At 68.5% G+C, this 17,485-nt stretch carries 19 protein-coding genes; 13 read left to right on the top strand and 6 right to left on the bottom strand.

Going from position 1 to position 17,485, the window contains the following annotated elements; all coding sequences use genetic code 11:
* Positions 1-16: 16 nt before the first annotated feature.
* Positions 17-832, bottom strand: a complete 816-nt coding sequence (locus tag K7G81_RS12925; RefSeq protein WP_223031217.1) for an LD-carboxypeptidase — start codon at positions 830-832, stop codon at positions 17-19.
* 46 nt (positions 833-878) lie between these two features.
* On the opposite strand from K7G81_RS12925, the gene K7G81_RS12920 reads away from it, so the two are divergent.
* The 6 genes from K7G81_RS12920 to K7G81_RS12895 all read left to right on the top strand — a co-directional run bounded on the left by K7G81_RS12920 (position 879) and on the right by K7G81_RS12895 (position 5,572).
* Positions 879-2,294: a glutamate ligase domain-containing protein gene (locus K7G81_RS12920; RefSeq protein WP_223031216.1), complete on the top strand. Its 1,416-nt coding sequence runs from the start codon at positions 879-881 to the stop codon at positions 2,292-2,294.
* 68 nt (positions 2,295-2,362) lie between these two features.
* On the top strand, positions 2,363-2,779 hold the full coding sequence (locus K7G81_RS12915; RefSeq protein WP_223031215.1) for a hypothetical protein: 417 nt from the start codon (positions 2,363-2,365) through the stop codon (positions 2,777-2,779).
* Positions 2,776-2,985, top strand: a complete 210-nt coding sequence (locus K7G81_RS12910; RefSeq protein WP_223031214.1) for a helix-turn-helix transcriptional regulator — start codon at positions 2,776-2,778, stop codon at positions 2,983-2,985. The genes K7G81_RS12915 and K7G81_RS12910 overlap by 4 nt, the downstream gene beginning before the upstream one ends.
* Entirely contained in the window at positions 2,982-3,878 is an 897-nt protein-coding gene (locus K7G81_RS12905; protein ID WP_223031213.1) for an alpha/beta fold hydrolase, read from the top strand. The genes K7G81_RS12910 and K7G81_RS12905 overlap by 4 nt, the downstream gene beginning before the upstream one ends.
* 159 nt (positions 3,879-4,037) lie before the next feature.
* Positions 4,038-4,751, top strand: a complete 714-nt coding sequence (locus tag K7G81_RS12900) for an alpha/beta fold hydrolase (protein WP_223031212.1) — start codon at positions 4,038-4,040, stop codon at positions 4,749-4,751.
* Positions 4,742-5,572, top strand: coding sequence for a tetratricopeptide repeat protein (locus K7G81_RS12895; RefSeq protein WP_255587008.1), 831 nt, complete (start codon positions 4,742-4,744; stop codon positions 5,570-5,572). The genes K7G81_RS12900 and K7G81_RS12895 overlap by 10 nt, the downstream gene beginning before the upstream one ends.
* Here K7G81_RS12895 and K7G81_RS12890 read toward each other — a convergent pair.
* Positions 5,560-6,210: an SIMPL domain-containing protein gene (locus K7G81_RS12890; protein WP_255587048.1), complete on the bottom strand. Its 651-nt coding sequence runs from the start codon at positions 6,208-6,210 to the stop codon at positions 5,560-5,562. The genes K7G81_RS12895 and K7G81_RS12890 overlap by 13 nt on opposite strands.
* A gap of 159 nt (positions 6,211-6,369) precedes the next feature.
* On the opposite strand from K7G81_RS12890, the gene K7G81_RS12885 reads away from it, so the two are divergent.
* Genes K7G81_RS12885 through K7G81_RS12865 form a run of 5 tightly spaced genes read left to right on the top strand, consistent with a single transcriptional unit; the run spans position 6,370 to position 9,477 of the window.
* Positions 6,370-6,825: a VOC family protein gene (locus K7G81_RS12885; protein WP_223031210.1), complete on the top strand. Its 456-nt coding sequence runs from the start codon at positions 6,370-6,372 to the stop codon at positions 6,823-6,825.
* A complete protein-coding gene (locus K7G81_RS12880) occupies positions 6,825-7,889 on the top strand; it encodes an NAD(P)H-dependent flavin oxidoreductase (RefSeq protein ID WP_223031209.1) in 1,065 nt (354 codons plus the stop codon). The genes K7G81_RS12885 and K7G81_RS12880 overlap by 1 nt, the downstream gene beginning before the upstream one ends.
* A 14-nt stretch (positions 7,890-7,903) precedes the next feature.
* The gene (gene gloB, locus K7G81_RS12875) at positions 7,904-8,632 is read left to right on the top strand and encodes a hydroxyacylglutathione hydrolase (RefSeq protein ID WP_223031208.1); all 729 of its coding nucleotides are present in this window, start codon (positions 7,904-7,906) and stop codon (positions 8,630-8,632) included.
* Between the two features lie 49 nt (positions 8,633-8,681).
* Positions 8,682-9,080 carry a hypothetical protein gene (locus K7G81_RS12870; RefSeq protein WP_223031207.1) on the top strand — a complete coding sequence of 133 codons (399 nt, stop codon included), beginning with the start codon at positions 8,682-8,684 and terminating at the stop codon, positions 9,078-9,080.
* Between the two features lie 4 nt (positions 9,081-9,084).
* Positions 9,085-9,477, top strand: a complete 393-nt coding sequence (locus K7G81_RS12865) for a hypothetical protein (RefSeq protein ID WP_223031206.1) — start codon at positions 9,085-9,087, stop codon at positions 9,475-9,477.
* Here K7G81_RS12865 and K7G81_RS12860 read toward each other — a convergent pair.
* The 4 genes from K7G81_RS12860 to gpmA form a co-directional block, all read right to left on the bottom strand.
* Positions 9,467-10,546: a 5-(carboxyamino)imidazole ribonucleotide synthase gene (locus tag K7G81_RS12860; RefSeq protein ID WP_223031205.1), complete on the bottom strand. Its 1,080-nt coding sequence runs from the start codon at positions 10,544-10,546 to the stop codon at positions 9,467-9,469. The two genes, K7G81_RS12865 and K7G81_RS12860, sit on opposite strands and share 11 nt — an antisense overlap.
* Positions 10,543-11,028 (bottom strand): 5-(carboxyamino)imidazole ribonucleotide mutase, encoded by a 486-nt coding sequence (gene purE, locus K7G81_RS12855; RefSeq protein ID WP_223031204.1) that lies wholly within the window; start codon positions 11,026-11,028, stop codon positions 10,543-10,545. Before purE ends, K7G81_RS12860 begins: the two co-directional genes overlap by 4 nt.
* An 89-nt stretch (positions 11,029-11,117) precedes the next feature.
* Positions 11,118-12,851: a hypothetical protein gene (locus K7G81_RS12850; protein ID WP_223031203.1), complete on the bottom strand. Its 1,734-nt coding sequence runs from the start codon at positions 12,849-12,851 to the stop codon at positions 11,118-11,120.
* A gap of 333 nt (positions 12,852-13,184) precedes the next feature.
* Positions 13,185-13,868 (bottom strand): 2,3-diphosphoglycerate-dependent phosphoglycerate mutase, encoded by a 684-nt coding sequence (gene gpmA / locus K7G81_RS12845; protein WP_223031202.1) that lies wholly within the window; start codon positions 13,866-13,868, stop codon positions 13,185-13,187.
* A gap of 81 nt (positions 13,869-13,949) precedes the next feature.
* Between gpmA and K7G81_RS12840 the strand changes: the two genes are divergently transcribed.
* Together K7G81_RS12840 and K7G81_RS12835 are read left to right on the top strand one after the other, a co-directional pair.
* Entirely contained in the window at positions 13,950-14,681 is a 732-nt protein-coding gene (locus K7G81_RS12840; protein ID WP_223031201.1) for a dienelactone hydrolase family protein, read from the top strand.
* Positions 14,682-14,767: 86 nt separating this feature from the next.
* On the top strand, positions 14,768-17,479 hold the full coding sequence (locus K7G81_RS12835; protein WP_223031200.1) for an ATP-dependent DNA helicase: 2,712 nt from the start codon (positions 14,768-14,770) through the stop codon (positions 17,477-17,479).
* Positions 17,480-17,485: the final 6 nt, after the last annotated feature.

Below are 17,485 nucleotides of genomic sequence, written 5' to 3'. Positions count from 1 at the left end.
GGACGGAGGCGCAGGATCAGGCGAGGCCGAACGGCACGACGCGATTTGCCGCATCATGGCCGATTTCGGCGCGGCCGAGATACGGCACGCCCATCTCGCCGCACCAGCGCGTCATCATCGTTTTCAGGCTTTCGCCCCATGGCGGGTCGTTTTCCTGCACGTCGCGCACCGCGCCGAGGCGGACCCCGGCGAGCCCCTTCAGCTGCGTGGCATGGGCAAGCTGGAACAGCATCCGATCGATCCGGTAGAGCGGTTCGGAGACTTCCTCGATCAGCAGCACGTGATCGGTGAGATCGGGCAGCCAGGGCGTGCCGATCATCGCGGTAAGGATCGCGAGATTGAACGCCGCCGCGGGGCGATCGCCGAGCCCGGGCTCGAGGCCGGCGCGGTCGCCGCTGGTCAGCCAGGCGAGGCTGCGGGTGACGGTCGCGTCGCCGCCCTCGCGATTGATGTCGATCGCCATCGGCCCGTGGATCGGTCGCCCGATCCGCCGGGCGTAGAGCGCGCCGAGCAGGAAGCCGCAATCCGAATAGCCGAGATAGGCCTTGTCGCGCGCCGCCGGGCCGAGTTCGGGCATCACCGCGTCGAGCAGGCGATTCGAGCCATAGCCGCCGCGGCCGAACCAGATCGCGTCGATTGCCGGATCGTTGGCGCGTCGCACGAACGCCGCGGCGCGCTCGGCATCGCTGCCGGCGAAATGGCCGTCGGAAAGGAAGCATTGCGGGTCGACGATCAGCTCGATTTCGGGAAAGGCGATCGCGACGAACGCCTCGGCCCTGGCCGCGGTGCCTCGATCAAGCTCTCGTGCGGGTGCGACGACCGCGATGCGCATGGCTGCTCCTTGCCCCCGAAATGGAAAGCGTCGATAGCGCGGGCGCATGACGGACGGCAAATCCTACTTCTTCGTCGGCATCGGCGGCTCGGGCATGATGCCGCTGGCGATGATCCTCGCCGCGCGCGGCGCAACCGTGGCGGGATCGGACCGCGCGCTCGATGCCGGGCGCGTGCCCGCCAAGTTCGATGCGCTGAGGGCGCGTGGCATCGCGCTGTTCGCGCAGGACGGCAGCGGCGTGACCTCGGCCGATCAGATCGTCGTCGCCTCGGCGGCGGTCGAAGAGACGGTGGCGGATATCGTCGCGGCGAATCGCCTCGGCGCGGCGCGGATGACGCGCGCCGAGCTCAATGCCTCGCTGTTCAATGCCGCGGTGCTGCCGATCGGCGTCGCCGGCACCAGCGGCAAATCGACCGTCACCGGCATGATCGGCTGGATCCTGTACCAGGTGGGGCGCGATCCGACGGTGATGAACGGTGCGGTGATGAAGAATTTCGTTTCGCCGCAAGCGCCGTTCGCCAGCGCGCTGGTCGGCGCCGGTGATGCGTTCGTCAGCGAGGTCGATGAAAGCGACGGATCGATCGCGCTCTATCGGCCGCAGATCGCGGTGCTCAACAACGTCAGCGTCGATCACAAGTCGCTTGATGAACTGCGCACGTTGTTCGGCGATTTCATCGGCCGCGCGGGCCGCGCGGTGATCAACCTCGACAATGCAGAAGGCGCCGCGCTGGCGATGGCATTGCCGCCCGAGCGGCGGCTGACCGTCGCGATCGACGGCGATGCCGATCTTGTCGCGTCGGCTCTCGAAGAACGCCCGTTCGGGGTCGATTTCGACATTGCCGAGCAGGGCGAGCCGCCGATTCGCGTCTCGCTGCAAGTGCCCGGCCGCCACAATGTCTCGAACGCGCTGGCGGCGATCGGGGCGGCGGGCGCGGCGGGGGTGTCGCTGGCCAACGCCGTGGCGGCGATCGGCGGGTTCACCGGGCTCAGGCGGCGATTCGAGCTGGTCGGCGAGGCGAACGGCGTCGCGGTGATCGACGATTTCGGCCACAACCCCGACAAGATCGCCGCCACGCTCGATACGCTGCACGCCTTTCCCGGTCGCCTGCTGATCCTGTTTCAGCCGCACGGCTATGGCCCGCTCAAGCAGATGCGGCGCGAACTGGTGGCGAGTTTCGTCGAGCGGCTGCGGCATGATGACGAACTCGTGCTGCCCGATCCGGTCTATCAGGGCGGCACCGTGGCGCGCGAAGTGACCAGCGCCGATATCGTCGCCGACATCGCCGCCGCCGGCGCGAATGCCCGCCATATTCCCGCTCGCGAGGCCGCCGCTGCGCATCTCGTTGCCGTGGCGCGAGCGGGCGATCGCATCGTGGTGATGGGCGCGCGAGACGACACGCTGAGCGTGCTGGCGGCGGACATGCTGGCGTCGATCAAAAGGAAAGCGACAGCGACAGAATAGCAAGCACGCTTGACAGACAAGCAAACTTGACTGTAAAGCTCCCTTTACTGATTCGAAGGGAGTTTGTCATGCGCAAGGGGAATCCCGCACAGCGTCGGTATATCCTGCGGTTCATGCCGCTGATGACGGCCTATGTGCTGATCCTGTTCGCCGCGAACCGCTATGCCGACGCGCATCATCCTGCCGGGCTGGCGCTGGCGATGTTGTCGATCCTGCCGACCCTGCCGCTGCTGGGCGTGATCCTGGTGATGGGTCTTTATCTGGTGGAGGAGCGCGACGAGTTCATCCGCAACCGCCTGATCGTGTCGATGCTGTGGGGTACGGGCATCCTGCTCGCCGTTGCAACCGTCTGGGGTTTCCTCGAAAATACCGGCATGGTCGGCCATCCGCCGGTTTATCTCGCGTTTCCGCTGTGGTGCGCGGCTTTCGGCATCGTCCAGGGCGTCCTCGCGATCAGGGACCGGATGGCAGGGGGCGACGAATGAACAATCGCCTCAAGGTGCTCCGTGCCGAGCGCAACTGGAGCCAGAGCGATCTCGCCGAGCGGCTCGAGGTTTCGCGCCAGAGCGTCAATGCGATCGAAACCGGCCGCTACGATCCCTCGCTGCCGCTCGCGTTCAAGATCGCCGAATTGTTCGGGCTCGCCATCGAAGACGTCTTCGCGAGCCCGTCGAAGGAGAATGAGCAATGATCCGCTTTCTCGCCCGTATCGCTTTGTCCGCCGCCATGCCCCTGGCGATCCTGCATCCGCAGCCGGGTCATGCCGCCGCGCCGTCGTCCGAACATACCGCCCACATCTCGATCGAGGCGATCGGCAAGGGGGCGCCGGTGATCTTGATCCCCGGCCTCTCCTCGCCACGCGCGGTGTGGGATGGCGTCGCCCCCGGTCTAGCCAGCGATCACCGCGTGATCCTGGTTCAGGTCAACGGTTTCGGCGGCGGTGATCCCGGTGCCAACACGCAGCCCGGCATTCTCGAGGGTGTGGTTGGCGATCTCGATTCGTATATCACCAGGAACAAGCTGCAGGGCGCGGCGGTGGTCGGCCATTCGATGGGCGGGCTGGTTGCGCTGATGCTCGCGCACGCGCACCCGGCCGATGTCGGCAAGCTGATGGTGGTCGATTCGCTGCCTTATGTCGGCGATATCTTCCTGCCCGGCGCGACGGTCGCGCAGGTCGAGCCGCAGGCGAAGGCGATGCGCGACCGGGAGGTCGCCAGCTACGGCCGGCCCGCCAACGACGCGGCGGCGAGTGCGACGGCTAACACCCTGGCGCTCAAGCCCGACAGCCGCGCGAAGGTGGCGGCGTGGTTCAAACAGGCCGATCCGCGTGTCTCCGGCGAGGCGATGTACGAGGACATGACTACCGACCTGCGCCCCGACATGACGGCCATCGCGACGCCGATCACCTTGGTCTATCCGTGGTCGGACCAGTTGCCCAAGGATCGGGCGGACGCCTTCTACAAGGCCGAATATGCCAAGGCGCCGAACGTTACCTTCGTGCCGGTTGGCGACAGCGCGCATTTCGTGATGCTCGACCAGCCAGCGGCATTCCAGGCGGCGCTCGACGCGTTTCTGGCAAAGTGACCGAGCGCCTTGCCTCGTCATGCTGAGCAACAACCGCCACTCCGTGCGACGTTGGCGTCGGTCCATGGACCCTGAACCGAGTTCAGGGTGACGGGCGTGGGGCTGTTGACTTGCCGAACAAAGGTTTCGATCCGGTGCCATCCGCTCTAGGGGGAGCACATGACCGACTCCCCCCGGCTTGCCCATCATCGCACCGCGGGCGCCTCTCCCACGGTCGTTTTCCTGCCCGGCTATGCCTCGGACATGAGCGGCACCAAGGCGGTCGCGCTGGAAATCTGGGCGCGGGAAACCGGCCGCGCCTTCCTCCGCTTCGATTATCGCGGCTGCGGCGAGAGCCCGGGCGCGTTCGAGGATTTCACCCTGGCCGACTGGCGCGACGACGCGCTGGCGATGCTCGACACGATCACGGGGCCGGCGGTGCTGGTCGGCTCGTCGATGGGCGGCTGGCTGATGCTGCTTGCCGCGATCGCGCGGCCGGAGAAGGTGGCGGGGCTGGTCGGCATCGCGCCCGCGCCCGATTTCACCGATTGGGGTTTCACCGACGCGCAGAAGCGCGATTTTGCCGCGCACGGCCGCGTGCTCGAGGAGTCGCCTTATTCGGACCAGCCGACCGTCACCACGCGGGCGTTCTGGGAAGCGGGCGAGCGGCTCCACGTCCTCGACGGCGAGATCGCCTATGACGGGCCAGTGCGGATCGTGCAGGGGCAGGCCGATCGCGACGTGCCCTGGGCGCGGGCGCCGCTGATCGCCGGCGCGCTTCGTTCAGCCGACGTGCAGACCTGGCTGGTCAAGGATGGCGATCACCGGATGTCGCGCGCGTGCGACATCGCGCTCATCATCCGTGCCATCGAGGACGTGCTCGCTTGCTCCTGATCCCGTTTCTCCTCGCCGCCCAACAGGCCGTCCAGCCCGGTGACACGCCGCAATCGTCGATCGGCACGCGTAGTTCGATCGGCGGCGTCGTCGGGCCGCCGGCGCCCGACGAGGTGCGCTACCACGGCTGCCTGCAACTCGCGGTCAGCGATCCGCAAAAGGCCGAGACGCGCGCCAATCAGTGGCAGATCGACGGCGGCGGGTTCGTCGCGCAGCAATGTCTCGGCGTCGCTTATGCCAATCAGGGCAAGTGGCAGGCGGCGGGCGACGAGTTCGTCACCGCGGCCAAGGCGGCGCAGGCCGCGCAGGACGATCGCGCGGCGGCCTATTGGGCGGAGGCGGGCAATGCACGGCTCGCCGCCGGAGACGCGGCGGGAGCGAAGTCGGCGCTCGATGCCGCGCTGGCGGCCGGCACGCTGGACCAGCGCCAGCGCGGCGAGGCGCAGCTCGATCGTGCCCGCGCGCTGGTCGCGACCGGAGACCTGGCGGCGGCGCGCGCCGATCTCGATCAGGCGCTGGCGGCGGTGCCGCAGGATTCGCTCGCCTGGCTGCTGTCGGCGACGCTGGCGCGGCGGATGGGCGATCTCGATCGCGCGCACAAGGATATTGCCGAGGCCGAATCGCGCGCGCCGAACGCGGCGCCGGTCGAGCTCGAGGCCGGCAACATCGCGGCGAAAAGCGGCGACGAGCCGAGCGCCAAGGCGGCGTGGCGCCGCGCGGTTACGCTGGCGCCCAACAGCCCCGCCGGGCACGCCGCCGAGCAGGCGCTGCAGCAATTCGATGCGCCCGGCGGCGCCACGCCCGTTCCTCAATCGAGGTAGAATTCCACCGTCGTCACGACGCGGACTTTCTTGAACGGGGTGTCGGCGACGCCGAAACCGCCGCTGTCGCCATCGCGCGCCTCGATCGAGAAATAGCCCTGGGTCGCGCTCTTGATGCCGCCGACCGCGGTGCCGCTGTCCTTGGCGAATTGTTCGGCCGCCGCGCGCGCGTCCTTGGTCGCGGCGGCGACCATCGGCGGCTTGATGTCGTTCAATTTGGTGAAGCTGTAGTTCATTTTGGAGCCGTCCTGCAGCTGCACGCCGGCGTTGACGAGATCGAACTGGTCGGCGACCGCGCGCCGCGCGCGGGGGATGTCGGTCGTCCGGAACTGCAGGCGCTGGTTGATCGTCACCGTCGACACGCCGTTATTGTAGAATTGATTGACGCTGGCGCCGGCCGGCTGCAGCGCGTCGGCGGGGAAGCCCAGCTTCTGGAAATAGGCGCGCACCGATTGGGTGTCGCGCTGGATGCGCGCCTGCACCTCGGCGAGATCGGTGCCCTGTTCGGAATAGGAAAGATCCCAGGTCGCGAGATCGGCAACGACGTCGCGCTCGGCGAGGCCGCGCACCGTCACCGCGCGATCGGCGTGATGCGCGCGGACGAGACCGTTGCCGAGCAGATAGCCGCCGACGATCATTCCGATCGCCAGGATCGCGGCGGCCACCAGCAGCGGACCGCCAAATCGTGTCACGCGCTCTTCCATTGCCGCCGATCCTCCCGATATTGCCCGAGACCGGCATCGCCGATCTGCGATGAACCGTTACTTAATATAGACGAACGGAGGGCGCGCCAAGCCATGAACTATCTCCACACGATGATCCGCGTCACCGATCCCGACGCGACGATCCGTTTCTTCGAACTCCTGGGCCTCAAGGAAGTTCGCCGGATGGAAAGCGAGAAGGGCCGGTTCACGCTGATCTTCCTTGCCGCGCCGGGCGACATGAACGGCGAGGGCAATCGCGCCCATGCCGAGGTGGAGCTGACCTACAATTGGCCGCCCGAGGACGGCGGCGCGCCGGAAACCTATGGGGGCGGGCGCAATTTCGGGCATTTGGCTTATCGCGTCGACGATATCTACGCGACCTGCCAGCGGCTGATGGATGCCGGCGTGACGATCAACCGCCCGCCGCGGGACGGCCACATGGCGTTCGTCCGCACCCCCGATAACATCTCGATCGAGCTGTTGCAGAAGGACGGGTCGCTCGAACCGGCCGAGCCCTGGGTGTCGATGCCCAATGTCGGCGAATGGTGATGGCGGGCGGCTGGCCTGATGCGCGCTTCATTGCGCGCGTCGGCGTGTCGCTGCCGATCGTCCAGGCGCCGATGGCCGGCGCCGGGGGCAGCGCGCTTGCCATCGCGGCGGCGCGCGGCGGCGCCCTGGCGTCGCTGCCATGCGGCATGGCCACGCCCGAGATGGTGCGGCGCGAGGTCGAAACGGTGCGCGCGGCGGGCGTCGGGCCGGTCAACCTCAACTTCTTCTGCCATGCGATGCCCGCCGCGCCCGACGATCACGCCTGGCGCACGCGGTTGGCGCCGTTCTACGCCGAGTTCGATGTCGGCGACGCGCCGCCGCCGCCGCTCCGCGTGCCGTTCGACGCGGCGATGGGTGATCTGGTCGTGGCGCTGCGGCCCGAGGTGGTGAGCTTCCATTTCGGCCTGCCGACCGCCGACCTGCTCGATCGCGTCCGCGCGAGCGGGGCGATGGTGATCGGCAATGCGACCACCGTCGATGAAGCGCGCTATCTCGCTGGCCGTGGCGTCGATGCGATCATCGCCCAGGGATGGGAGGCGGGCGGCCATGCCGGCGCGTTCCTGCCCGCCGACCCCGCCGAGCGGATGGGGCTGTTCGCGTTGCTGCCGCAGATCGTCGATGCGGTCGAGGTGCCGGTGATCGCCGCCGGCGGTATCGCCGATGCGCGCGGCATTGCCGCGGCGATGATGCTCGGTGCGGCGGCGGTGCAGATCGGCACGGCCTATCTACGCGCGCCCGAATCGCTCGTCTCGTCGATGCACCGCGCCGCGCTGGCGAGCGAGGCGGCCGAGCATGGCGTTTTCACCAACCTGTTTTCGGGCGGCCTCGCGCGCGGCCTGCGCAACCGCCTGGTCGAAACGCTTGGGCCGATCGATCCTGCCGCGCCGCCTTATCCCTATGCCAGTACCGCGCTCGCGCCCTTGCGTCGCGCTGCCGAGGCCAAAGGCGATGCCGGTTTCTCGCCGCTCTGGGCGGGGCAGGCAGCGCGGCTGGGGCACGACGAGCCTGCCGAACACCTCACGCAGCGGCTCGGCCGCGAGGCGCTGGCGCTGCTGGCGGCATGACAGGAGACTTTTCGATGTTCGAGATCGTCCGCATTCCCGCGCTCAGCGACAATTACATCTGGATGGCGCATGATCCCGCCAGCGGCGAGACTTTGGTGATCGATCCCGCCGAATCCGAGCCGGTGCTGGCGGCGGCGCGCGAGCGCGGCTGGACGATCTCGCAGATCTGGAACACCCATTGGCATCCCGATCACACCGGCGGCAACGCCGCGATCAAGGCAGCGACCGGCGCGCGCGTCACCGGCCCCGCCGCCGAAGCGGCGAAGATTCCCACGCTCGACGCCACCGTCGGCGAAGGCGATACGGTACGGCTCGGCGCGCATGTCGCCAGCGTTTGGGAAACGCCGGCGCACACTGCGGGGCACGTCAGCTATCATTTCGCCGACGATGGTGTGATCTTCGTCGGCGACACGCTGTTCGCGATGGGCTGCGGCCGCCTGTTCGAGGGCGATGCCGCGCAGATGTTCGCCAACATGCAGCGGCTGGCGGCGTTGCCCGGAAGCACGCAGGCCTATGGCGCGCACGAATATACGCTCGCCAACGGGCGCTATGCCCGGGTCGCGGAGCCCGACAACGCGGCGATCGCCGAGCGCCTGGCTGACGTAGAGGCGGCGCGTGCGGCGGGCGAGGCGACCATGCCGACGACGATCGCGCTCGAACGCGCCACCAATCCCTTCATGCGCGCCGCCTCGATCGAGCAATTGGCCGAAAGACGCGCGGCAAAGGATGCATTTCGCGGCTGAACGCTCTATATCAGCGACGACAGGGGGGTAGTCGCGAAGGAGTAGCCTGATGCGATGGCTTGCGCTCGTTGTTCCAATCTTGCTCGCCGGTTGTGCGGCAAATGGCGATAGCCCGTCCGGTGCGAAGAATCCCAAGCAACTCGCCGAGATTGCCGATGCCTTGAAGGGGCTGACCCCCGGCAAGCCGGTGTCGTGCATCGACCAGACGCGGATACGTGACGTCAAGAAGTTCGAAGGCACGATCCTCTATCAATATTCGCCGCGCCTGATCTATCGCAACGACGTGAGCGGCGGGTGCACGGGCCTGCGCTATGGCGATCCGATCGTCAGCAAGACCTATTCGAGCCAGCTCTGCCGCGGCGACATAATCCACACCTTCTCGCCGGGCACGCCCAACATTTCGAGCGGCTCGTGCGGGTTGGGTTCGTTCGTTCCTTATACGAGGTGATGTGATGCGTAGGATGATGCTGATCGGTCTTGCCGCGACGCTGGTTGCCGGTGCCGCGCTCGCCCACGATACCGACGATCCCCAGCGCGAGCTGGCCAAGGCGCTTGCCGGCCACGTTCCGGGCAAGACCAGCGAATGTATCGATCCCCAGTTCACCAGCGGACCGCAGGTGATCGGGCACGATACGCTGCTGTATCGCCAGGGCACCACGATCTGGAAGGCGAATGTGGTCGGCCCGTGCCCGTCGCTGGACAATTACGTGACGATCATCAACGATATTCACGGCGGGCAATTGTGCCGGAACGATATGTTCCGGGTGCTCGAGCCGGGCACGACGATCCCCTCGGCCTATTGCCGGCTGGGGTCGTTCCAGCAATACGTGCCGGTCAAGAAATAATCGGCGCGATCCGGGTGACGTGACCCATCTTGCGGCCGGCGCGCACCGCGCGCTTGCCGTAGAGATGAAGGTGCGCGCCGGGCTCGGTGAGGATCTCGGCCCAGCGGTTGGCGGCCTCGCCGATCAGATTTTCCATCTCCACCTTCGGCGCGGTGAGCGCGGTGTCGCCGAGCGGCAGGCCGCAGATCGCGCGGACGTGATTCTCGAATTGCGAGGTCACCGCGCCTTCGATCGTCCAATGGCCCGAATTGTGGACGCGCGGCGCCATCTCGTTGAACACCGGCCCCTCGGCGCCGACGAAGAATTCGCACGCCAGCACGCCGACATAGCCGAGCTTGTCGGCGATGCGGCCGGCGAGCGCCGCCGCCTCGGTCCATTGCGCCGCGACCGGGGCCGGCGCGGGCAGCGTCGAGCGTGCGAGGATGCCGTCGACATGCTCGTTCTTCGGCGGCGGATAGCTGGTCATCGTGCCGTCGATCCCGCGCGCGAGGATGATCGAGAATTCGTGCTCGAACGCGACATGGCCTTCGAGGACCGCCGGCCGCCCGCCGATCGCATCCCAGGCGGCATCGGCCTCGTCCGCCGAGGTCAGCCGCACCTGGCCCTTGCCGTCATAGCCCAGCCGCAACGTCTTGAGGATCGCCGGCGTGCCGATCGCGGCGAGCGCCTCGTCCAGCTCCGCACGCGTCGTCACCTTTCGCCACGGCGCGGTGCGCCCGCCGAGATCGTTGACGAACTGTTTTTCGTTAGCGCGGTCCTGCGCGATGCCGAGCGCCACCGGGGCCGGATGCACCGCGACCTTCCCGGCGAGATATTCGACCGGATCGAGCGCGATATTCTCGAATTCGTAGGTAACGACGTCGCAACTCGCCGCCAGCTCGTCGAGCACGATGCGGCTGTGATAATCGGCGCGGGTGAAGCTCGACGCGGTCTGCGCGGCGACGCTTTCCGATTCGGGCGCGAGGACATGCGTGCGATAGCCGAGTTGCGCGGCGGCGATCGCCAGCATCCGGCCGAGCTGTCCGCCGCCGAGAATGCCGATCGTCGATCCGGGTGGCAGCATTCTCATGCCGGTTCCTCGCTCACCGCGTCGGTCTGCGCCTGCCGCCATGCAGCGAGGCGGGCCGCGAGCGCCTCGTCGCCGGTCGCGAGGATTGCGGCGGCGAGCAGCGCGGCGTTGATCGCGCCGGCCTTGCCGATCGCCAGCGTGCCGACCGGAATGCCGGCGGGCATCTGGACGATCGACAACAGGCTGTCCATGCCGTCCAGCGCCTTCGATTGCACCGGCACGCCGAGCACCGGCAGTGGCGTCATCGATGCGGCCATGCCCGGCAGGTGCGCCGCGCCGCCGGCACCGGCGATAATCACCTTGAGGCCGCGTCCCTTGGCGCCCCTGGCGTAATCGTAGAGCCGGTCGGGCGTGCGGTGCGCGGAGACGACCTTGGCTTCATGCGCGATGCCAAGCGCGTCGAGCGTCTCGGCGGCATGCCGCATCGTCTCCCAGTCGGAGCGGGAGCCCATGATGATGCCGACCGTCGGTGCCTCCGCCATGCCTGCCCCTTCGCCAGAGAAGGCGGCTTGGTAGCGACGGCGCGGGCGCGGAGCAACCGTTACGGCGCAGGTCGTGCGATCGCTACGCGTCAGGCGGGACGGGTGGTCTGCTGTTCGAGCTTCGCCAGCCGCTGTTGCACCTCGTCGAGAAGGGTGAGCATGGCGGTGTCATGCTGCCTGGCGGGGGCGGCGACGCGCAGCGCCCTGGCGAGTGGGCCTGCGGCCGCGTCGAGCGCGGCGAGGTCGGCGCGGGGAAAGCGCGATCCGTCGTCGCGCGGCATCAGGACCATCCACCCCGCGAGCCCGTCCTGATCCTCGAGATGGACGATATGGCCGCCGCCCGCCCTGGCCGCGTCCGCCGTCACCGGCGCGGCGCCCGCGTCGGCAGCGGCGCTGTGCCGGGCGAGCAATGCGCGGCCCGCGGGCGTGCGCGCGAACACGGCGCCGGCGGAGGCATGCAGCGCCCGCATCGCGACGTCGAGCGCGCGCGTGGCGACATCGGCCGCATCGCATCGCTCGCGCCAGACGCGCAGCCGCTCGGGCAGGCGTTCGAGATCGACGCTCGATCGGTTGAAGCGCCGCTTCGACCATTGCAGCACCAGATGTTGCGTCGGCAGGAATATGCCGGCGGTGACGATCGCGCCGAGCGCAAGGCCGAGCACGGCATGGTCTTGGCCCAGCAAAGCGGCGACGATCTGCTTGGCGATGTCCGACAGCAGCGCCCAGAGCAGCCCGAAGCCACTGGTCAGTACGGTATAGGCGACCGAGCGCGAGATGATGCGGTCGACATCCCACAGTCGATACCGGATCAGCGAGATCAGCAATCCCAGCGGCATCGCCGCGAAGCCCAAGTTGAACAGGCAGACGATCCCGAGCACCCACGCGCCGCCGAGCGCTACCGACCAGCTTTGATACGGCGCCAGCGCCATCACAGCGCTGAGGCCGACGAGCAGGAATCCCGCCGAAAAGCCCAGCGCTGCCCATTTGATCTGCTGCCGCTTCGTTCCCGGTTCGAGGCGCCGATAGCGGGCGATCTGGGTCGCCAGCAGCATCAGCGGCACGCCGATGCCGATCACCAGGGTGGTCACGTTGCCCAGCCGATCGACGATCAGGATGAGGCCCAGAACGGGGGCTGCCACCAGCGACCAGCGCAGCCAGGGCGGCGTGAATCGGCCATCGGGGAAAGCGGCCAGCGCGATCGTCAGCACTATCCACCACAAACCGGTGACGATATCGATCACCCGGCTGGCGCCGATCGACAGCCACATCAGTAGCGGCGGATCGACGCTGGCGGCGATCCCGAGGAAGCCGATCCCGAACAGAAACGCTTCCGGATCGCGCGGGCGGCGGAGCCACAGCACGACGCTTGACCCCAGCAGGGCGGCCGAGCACAACAATGTCGACGCGAGCCGGATTGCCATGCGCAGGTTCACCGACATCGGGTTCGGGGCCGTTAGCAGGGGCGCGCGCGATGACCGGCTGGCGAGGACATGGATTTCCCGCCCGCCTGGCTTGCGGATGCCGAGCGCCACGGTGTCGCCGGGCGCCGCGATGATCGCGCGTTCGATCGACAGCGCACTGGCATCCACCGCGAAGCGACGCCCGGCGACCGATACGATGCGATCGCCCGCGCCGACGCCGGCCGCGACGATGTCGCGGCGCAGCGGCTTCACCGCCGGCCGGTCGTCGTCATCGAATTCGAGCGAGATCCCGATCCGGTGCAGCGCCGGATTGATCCGATAGGCATCGTAGAAAACGAAGCCGAGCCCGGCGACCTGGATCGCGGCGACCAGCACGAGCAGCGCCAGCCAGGCATGCCGCACACGCCCGGATATACCACCCACGACGGCGGGAAGCGCAACCGGCGGCCATGGATCCCGTCGGCTCGCCCCTGCCTTCCCCATGCTCGACTACCCTTATGGCGCGGGCATTGCCGCGGGGGCACCTTATCATAAGGGGCGGCGGGTTGGAGCGGACCTTTGCGGGGTGCCCGAAAGGCTTAGGTCGAAAAACCGCTCTAGGGCCGATCGACGGTCAGTTCCGGCGGGCTGCAAATGGCGGCTCTTGCGCGCTTTCCGGTGCTCACGGACCCTGCGTCACAAATATCGTCAGTTCAGCCTGACGATACTCGGTCTTCAGTGTCGCGCGACGCGGGATCAGCGTTCGCTCAGATAATAGCGGTCGGTCGCGTTCAGATCGTCGTCGAGGTCGTAGACGATCGGCTGGCCGGTGGGAATTTCCAGCCCGGTGATCGCGTCGTCGGGGATGTTGGACAGGTGCTTGACCAGCGCGCGCAGCGAATTGCCATGGGCGGAGATCAGCACGCGATTGCCGGCCTTGAGCTCGGGAACGATGCGGCTTTGCCAATAGGGGAGCACGCGCGCGATCGTGTCCTTCAGGCTTTCGGTCGCGGGAATGTCGATCCCGGCGTAGCGGCGATCGGCCGAGAGGTCGAAATCGCTGCCCGCCTCCATCGGCGGCGGCACGTCGAAGCTGCGGCGCCAGATATGCACCTGCTCGTCGCCATGCTTGGCCGCGGTTTCCGCCTTGTTGAGCCCGGTCAGGCCGCCATAATGGCGCTCGTTCAAACGCCAGTCCTTCTCGACCGGCAGCCACAGCCGGCCCATCTGTTCGAGCGCGATGTCGAGCGTCTTGATCGCGCGGGTCTGCAGGCTGGTGAAGGTCATGTCGAAATCGAAGCCCTTCTCCGCCAGCAGGTCGCCGGCCGCCCTCGCCTCGGCGACGCCCTGATCGGTCAGGTCGACGTCCCACCAGCCGGTGAAGCGGTTTTCGAGATTCCATTGCGACTGGCCGTGGCGCAGCAGGACGAGGGTGGGCATGGCCGATTCCTTCTTGGGCTTGGGGTCGCCGCGCTGATAGGGGGGACACCGCCCCCAAGACAAGCGTGAGGAGTGACGTCGATGACCATCGTTCGCCAGACCATCGTATATGACGGCCCCGGCGGCCCGTTCGAAGGCGTGATCGCCTATGACGACGAGGTCGAGGCGCAGCGGCCGGGCGTGCTGGTGATCCCCAACGTATTGGGGCAGAAGGAAGAGGATAATCAGAAGGCCGAGGCGCTGGCCGGGCTCGGCTATGTCGGCTTTGCCTGCGACGTGTTCGGTCGGGGCAAGCGCACCACGCGCGCCGACAGCGACGCCGGCAAATATATGAACGAGCTCAATGCCGATCGCGCGCTGCTGCGCGACCGGCTGGCGGCGTCGCTCGACGTGCTCAAGGAATTCGCCGGCGTCGATCCGGCCAGGACGGCGGCCGCGGGGTTCTGCTTCGGTGGCAAGTGTGCGCTCGATATGGCGCGCGCCGGGCTCGACGTGCGCGGCGTGGTGAGTTTCCATGGCGTCTACGATCGGCCCGATTATGCCAACGTGTCGCCGATCCGCGCCAAGGTGCTGGTATGCCACGGCTGGGACGATCCGATCGGCCCGCCCGAAAGCGTCGTCGCGCTGGGCCGGGAGCTGACCGAGAGCGACGCCGACTGGCAGATCCACAGCTATGGCGGCGCCGGCCATGCCTTCACAGACGTCGAGCTAAAGGGCAAGCCGCCGATCCGCCCCGGCGTCGCCTATGAGGAAAAAGCGGACAGGCGGAGCTGGCAGGCGATGAAGGATTTCCTCACCGAATTGTTCGTCTGAGCAAGAGCGGGGCGGAACATCCGGTAGCGACTGTCCGCGCCGACAGCCCTGTTGCCAATCTGTTCCGCATCCTCGAATAAGGGGGCGTGGCGATCGATCTGCCCTATCCCGCGCTCCATGCCAGCCATGCCGGCATCTGGATCGCGACGCCCGCCGAAACTCGCGCGGTCGGGCGCGGCGAGGCGATCCGTCTGGCCGCCGACACGCCGATGATCGTGATGAACGCCGCGCTGGTCGGGCAACGGCTCGGCTATGCCGATCTGTCGGGGCTCGATTTGCTGGAGCTGTTTGCCTTCCTCCACCCTGCGCGCTTCATGGTGCCGACGCCGAAGGGCCTCGCCCGCGCTGCCGGCCTGCCGCCGCCGGGCAGCGATCAGGAGGTCGCGCCCTTCCTGCGCGAGGCGACCGCGCGCCTCCTCGCCGTCACCGAGCGCGCCGATTGGCCCGAGCGCGAAGGCGCGTGGACGGCGGCGCAATCGCTCGCGCGGGCGCGCTGGCCGTGGGCGCCGCTGCTCGCCGAGCGCGTCGCCCGGCCCGCCGAGAACGAACGCTGGCTGTTCTCGAAGCTCCCCGAATGGGCCGAGGCCGCGCCGCGTCCGGCGCCGCGCACGGTGACGCTAGACGAGGCCGAGACGCAGGATCGCCTCACCCGCCTCACCGGGTCGGCCGCCGAGCAGCGCCCCGGCCAGCGCGCCTTCGCCGAGGCGGCCGCGCAAGCCTTCGCCCCGCGGATGATGCGCGACAGCCCCAATCTCGTCCTCGCCGAGGCGGGCACCGGCATCGGCAAAACGCTCGGCTATCTCGCCCCGGCGTCGTTATGGTCGCAAAAAGCGGGCGGCGCGGTGTGGGTGTCGACCTACACCAAGGCGCTGCAACGTCAGCTCGGCCACGAATCGGCGCGCGTCTACCCGGACGAAGCGGTGCGGCGCGACAAGGTCGTCACTCGCAAGGGCCGCGAGAATTACCTGTGCCTGCTCAACCTCGAGGACGCGCTGCAGGGCGGCTTCGCCGGCCGCGCCGCGATCCTCGCGCAGCTGGTCGCGCGCTGGGCGGCCTATACCGCCGATGGCGACATGGTCGGCGGCGATCTGCCCGGCTGGCTGACCACGCTGTTCCGTCGCGCCGGCGCCACCGCGCTCACCGATCGTCGCGGCGAGTGCGTCTATGCCGGCTGCCCGCACTATCGCAAATGCTTCATCGAGCGCGCCGCCCGCGCTTCGGCCGAGGCCGATATCGTCATCGCCAATCACGCGCTGGTGATGGTCAACGCCGCGCGCGGGCGAGAGACCGCAACGCGCCCGACCCGCTATGTGTTCGACGAGGGCCATCACCTGTTCGACGCCGCCGATTCGATGTTCGCGACCGCGCTGACGGGGCAGGAGGCGATCGAGATCCGCCGCTGGGTGGTCGGGCCGGAGTCAAAGGCGCGCGGCCGCCGCCGTGGGCTGGCGGCCCGGCTGTCGGACGTCGCCAGCTATGACGAGCAGGGCGGGCTCGCCATTCAGGCCGCCGGGGACGCGGCTCGCGCGCTGCCGTCGGACGGCTGGCTGCAACGCCTCGCCGAGGGCGAACCGTTCGGCCCGGTCGAAACCCTGCTCGCGGCGGTGCGTGGCCTTGTTTACGCCCGCGACGAGAGCAAGGGTGACAGCGGCTACGGCCTGGAAACCGAGCTCGCCGAGCCCTCGCCCGAATTGATCGACGCCGCCGCCGGCGCGGGGCAGGCGCTCGACGCGCTCTATCGCCCGCTGGTCGCGCTCGGCCGCCGGCTCGAAGCCGTACTCGCCGAGGCGCCCGACTGGATGGACGGCCCGGCGCGCGCCCGGATCGAGGGCGCGATCGCCTCATTGGGCTGGCGTGCCGAGACGGTCGGCGCCTGGCTGGCGCTGCTCGCCCGCATCGGCGGCCCGGCCGATCCGGACTTTGTGGATTGGCTGGCGATCGACCGTATCGAGGGCCGCGAATGGGATATCGGCCTCCACCGCCACTGGCTCGATCCGACCCAGCCGTTCGCCGAAACCGTGCTCAAGCCCGCCCATGGCGCGCTCGTCACGTCGGCCACCTTGCGCGCCGGCGGCGACTGGTCGGTCGCCGATGCCCGCTCGGGCGCGCCGCACCTTGGCCAGCCCGCCCAGCATTTCGAGGCGACCAGCCCGTTCGATTATGCGGCGCAGTCCGAGGTGCTGATCGTCACCGACGTCAAGCGCGGCGACACCGCGGCACTCGCCAACGCCTATGCCCGGCTGATCGTCGCTGCGGGCGGCGGCACGCTCGGCCTGTTCACCGCGATCCGGCGGCTGCGCGGCGTCCACGGCCGCACCGCCGACCGGCTGGCGCGCGAAGGCCTGCCGCTGATGGCGCAGCATGTCGACCCGATCGACACCGGCACGTTGGTCGACATCTTCCGCGACGATCCGCATGCCTCGCTGCTCGGCACTGATGCCTTGCGCGACGGCGTCGACGTGCCCGGCGAGGCGCTGCGGCTCGTGGTGATGGAAGGCGTGCCCTGGTCGCGCCCGACCGTCCTCCACGCCGCGCGCCGGCTCGCCGAGGGCGGCGCGGCCTATGAAGACCGCCTCGTCCGCGCCCGCCTTGCCCAGGCGTTCGGTCGCCTGATCCGCCGCGCCAGCGACAAGGGCGCCTTCGTGCTGCTGTCGGCGGCGATGCCCTCGCGATTGCTGTCGGCCTTCCCGCCCGGCGTGGCGATCACCCGCGTCACGCTCGACGAAGCGGTGGCGCGCGTCCAAACACGTCTTTCATCCGTAGCATTGATCGGGCAAGAGACCCGCGAGAACGCCTGACGGAGA

The organism is Hephaestia mangrovi, from assembly GCF_019880555.1.
Lineage (GTDB): Bacteria > Pseudomonadota > Alphaproteobacteria > Sphingomonadales > Sphingomonadaceae > Sphingomonas > Sphingomonas mangrovi.
This window is presented reverse-complemented; position numbering and strand designations above follow the sequence as displayed.

What these genes read in the sequence shown, in the direction of transcription:
- K7G81_RS12900 (WP_223031212.1), top strand. Translation starts at nt 4,038, where the DNA reads ATGACCGACTCCCCCCGGCTTGCCCATCATCGCACCGCGGGCGCCTCT.
- K7G81_RS12890 (WP_255587048.1), bottom strand. Translation starts at nt 6,210, where the DNA reads ATGATCGTCGGCGGCTATCTGCTCGGCAACGGTCTCGTCCGCGCGCAT.
- K7G81_RS12910 (WP_223031214.1), top strand. Translation starts at nt 2,776, where the DNA reads ATGAACAATCGCCTCAAGGTGCTCCGTGCCGAGCGCAACTGGAGCCAG.
- K7G81_RS12915 (WP_223031215.1), top strand. Translation starts at nt 2,363, where the DNA reads ATGCGCAAGGGGAATCCCGCACAGCGTCGGTATATCCTGCGGTTCATG.
- K7G81_RS12880 (WP_223031209.1), top strand. Translation starts at nt 6,825, where the DNA reads ATGGCGGGCGGCTGGCCTGATGCGCGCTTCATTGCGCGCGTCGGCGTG.
- K7G81_RS12865 (WP_223031206.1), top strand. Translation starts at nt 9,085, where the DNA reads ATGCGTAGGATGATGCTGATCGGTCTTGCCGCGACGCTGGTTGCCGGT.
- gloB (WP_223031208.1), top strand. Translation starts at nt 7,904, where the DNA reads ATGTTCGAGATCGTCCGCATTCCCGCGCTCAGCGACAATTACATCTGG.
- purE (WP_223031204.1), bottom strand. Translation starts at nt 11,028, where the DNA reads ATGGCGGAGGCACCGACGGTCGGCATCATCATGGGCTCCCGCTCCGAC.
- K7G81_RS12840 (WP_223031201.1), top strand. Translation starts at nt 13,950, where the DNA reads ATGACCATCGTTCGCCAGACCATCGTATATGACGGCCCCGGCGGCCCG.
- K7G81_RS12885 (WP_223031210.1), top strand. Translation starts at nt 6,370, where the DNA reads ATGAACTATCTCCACACGATGATCCGCGTCACCGATCCCGACGCGACG.
- K7G81_RS12925 (WP_223031217.1), bottom strand. Translation starts at nt 832, where the DNA reads ATGCGCATCGCGGTCGTCGCACCCGCACGAGAGCTTGATCGAGGCACC.
- K7G81_RS12870 (WP_223031207.1), top strand. Translation starts at nt 8,682, where the DNA reads ATGCGATGGCTTGCGCTCGTTGTTCCAATCTTGCTCGCCGGTTGTGCG.
- K7G81_RS12905 (WP_223031213.1), top strand. Translation starts at nt 2,982, where the DNA reads ATGATCCGCTTTCTCGCCCGTATCGCTTTGTCCGCCGCCATGCCCCTG.
- gpmA (WP_223031202.1), bottom strand. Translation starts at nt 13,868, where the DNA reads ATGCCCACCCTCGTCCTGCTGCGCCACGGCCAGTCGCAATGGAATCTC.
- K7G81_RS12920 (WP_223031216.1), top strand. Translation starts at nt 879, where the DNA reads ATGACGGACGGCAAATCCTACTTCTTCGTCGGCATCGGCGGCTCGGGC.
- K7G81_RS12860 (WP_223031205.1), bottom strand. Translation starts at nt 10,546, where the DNA reads ATGAGAATGCTGCCACCCGGATCGACGATCGGCATTCTCGGCGGCGGA.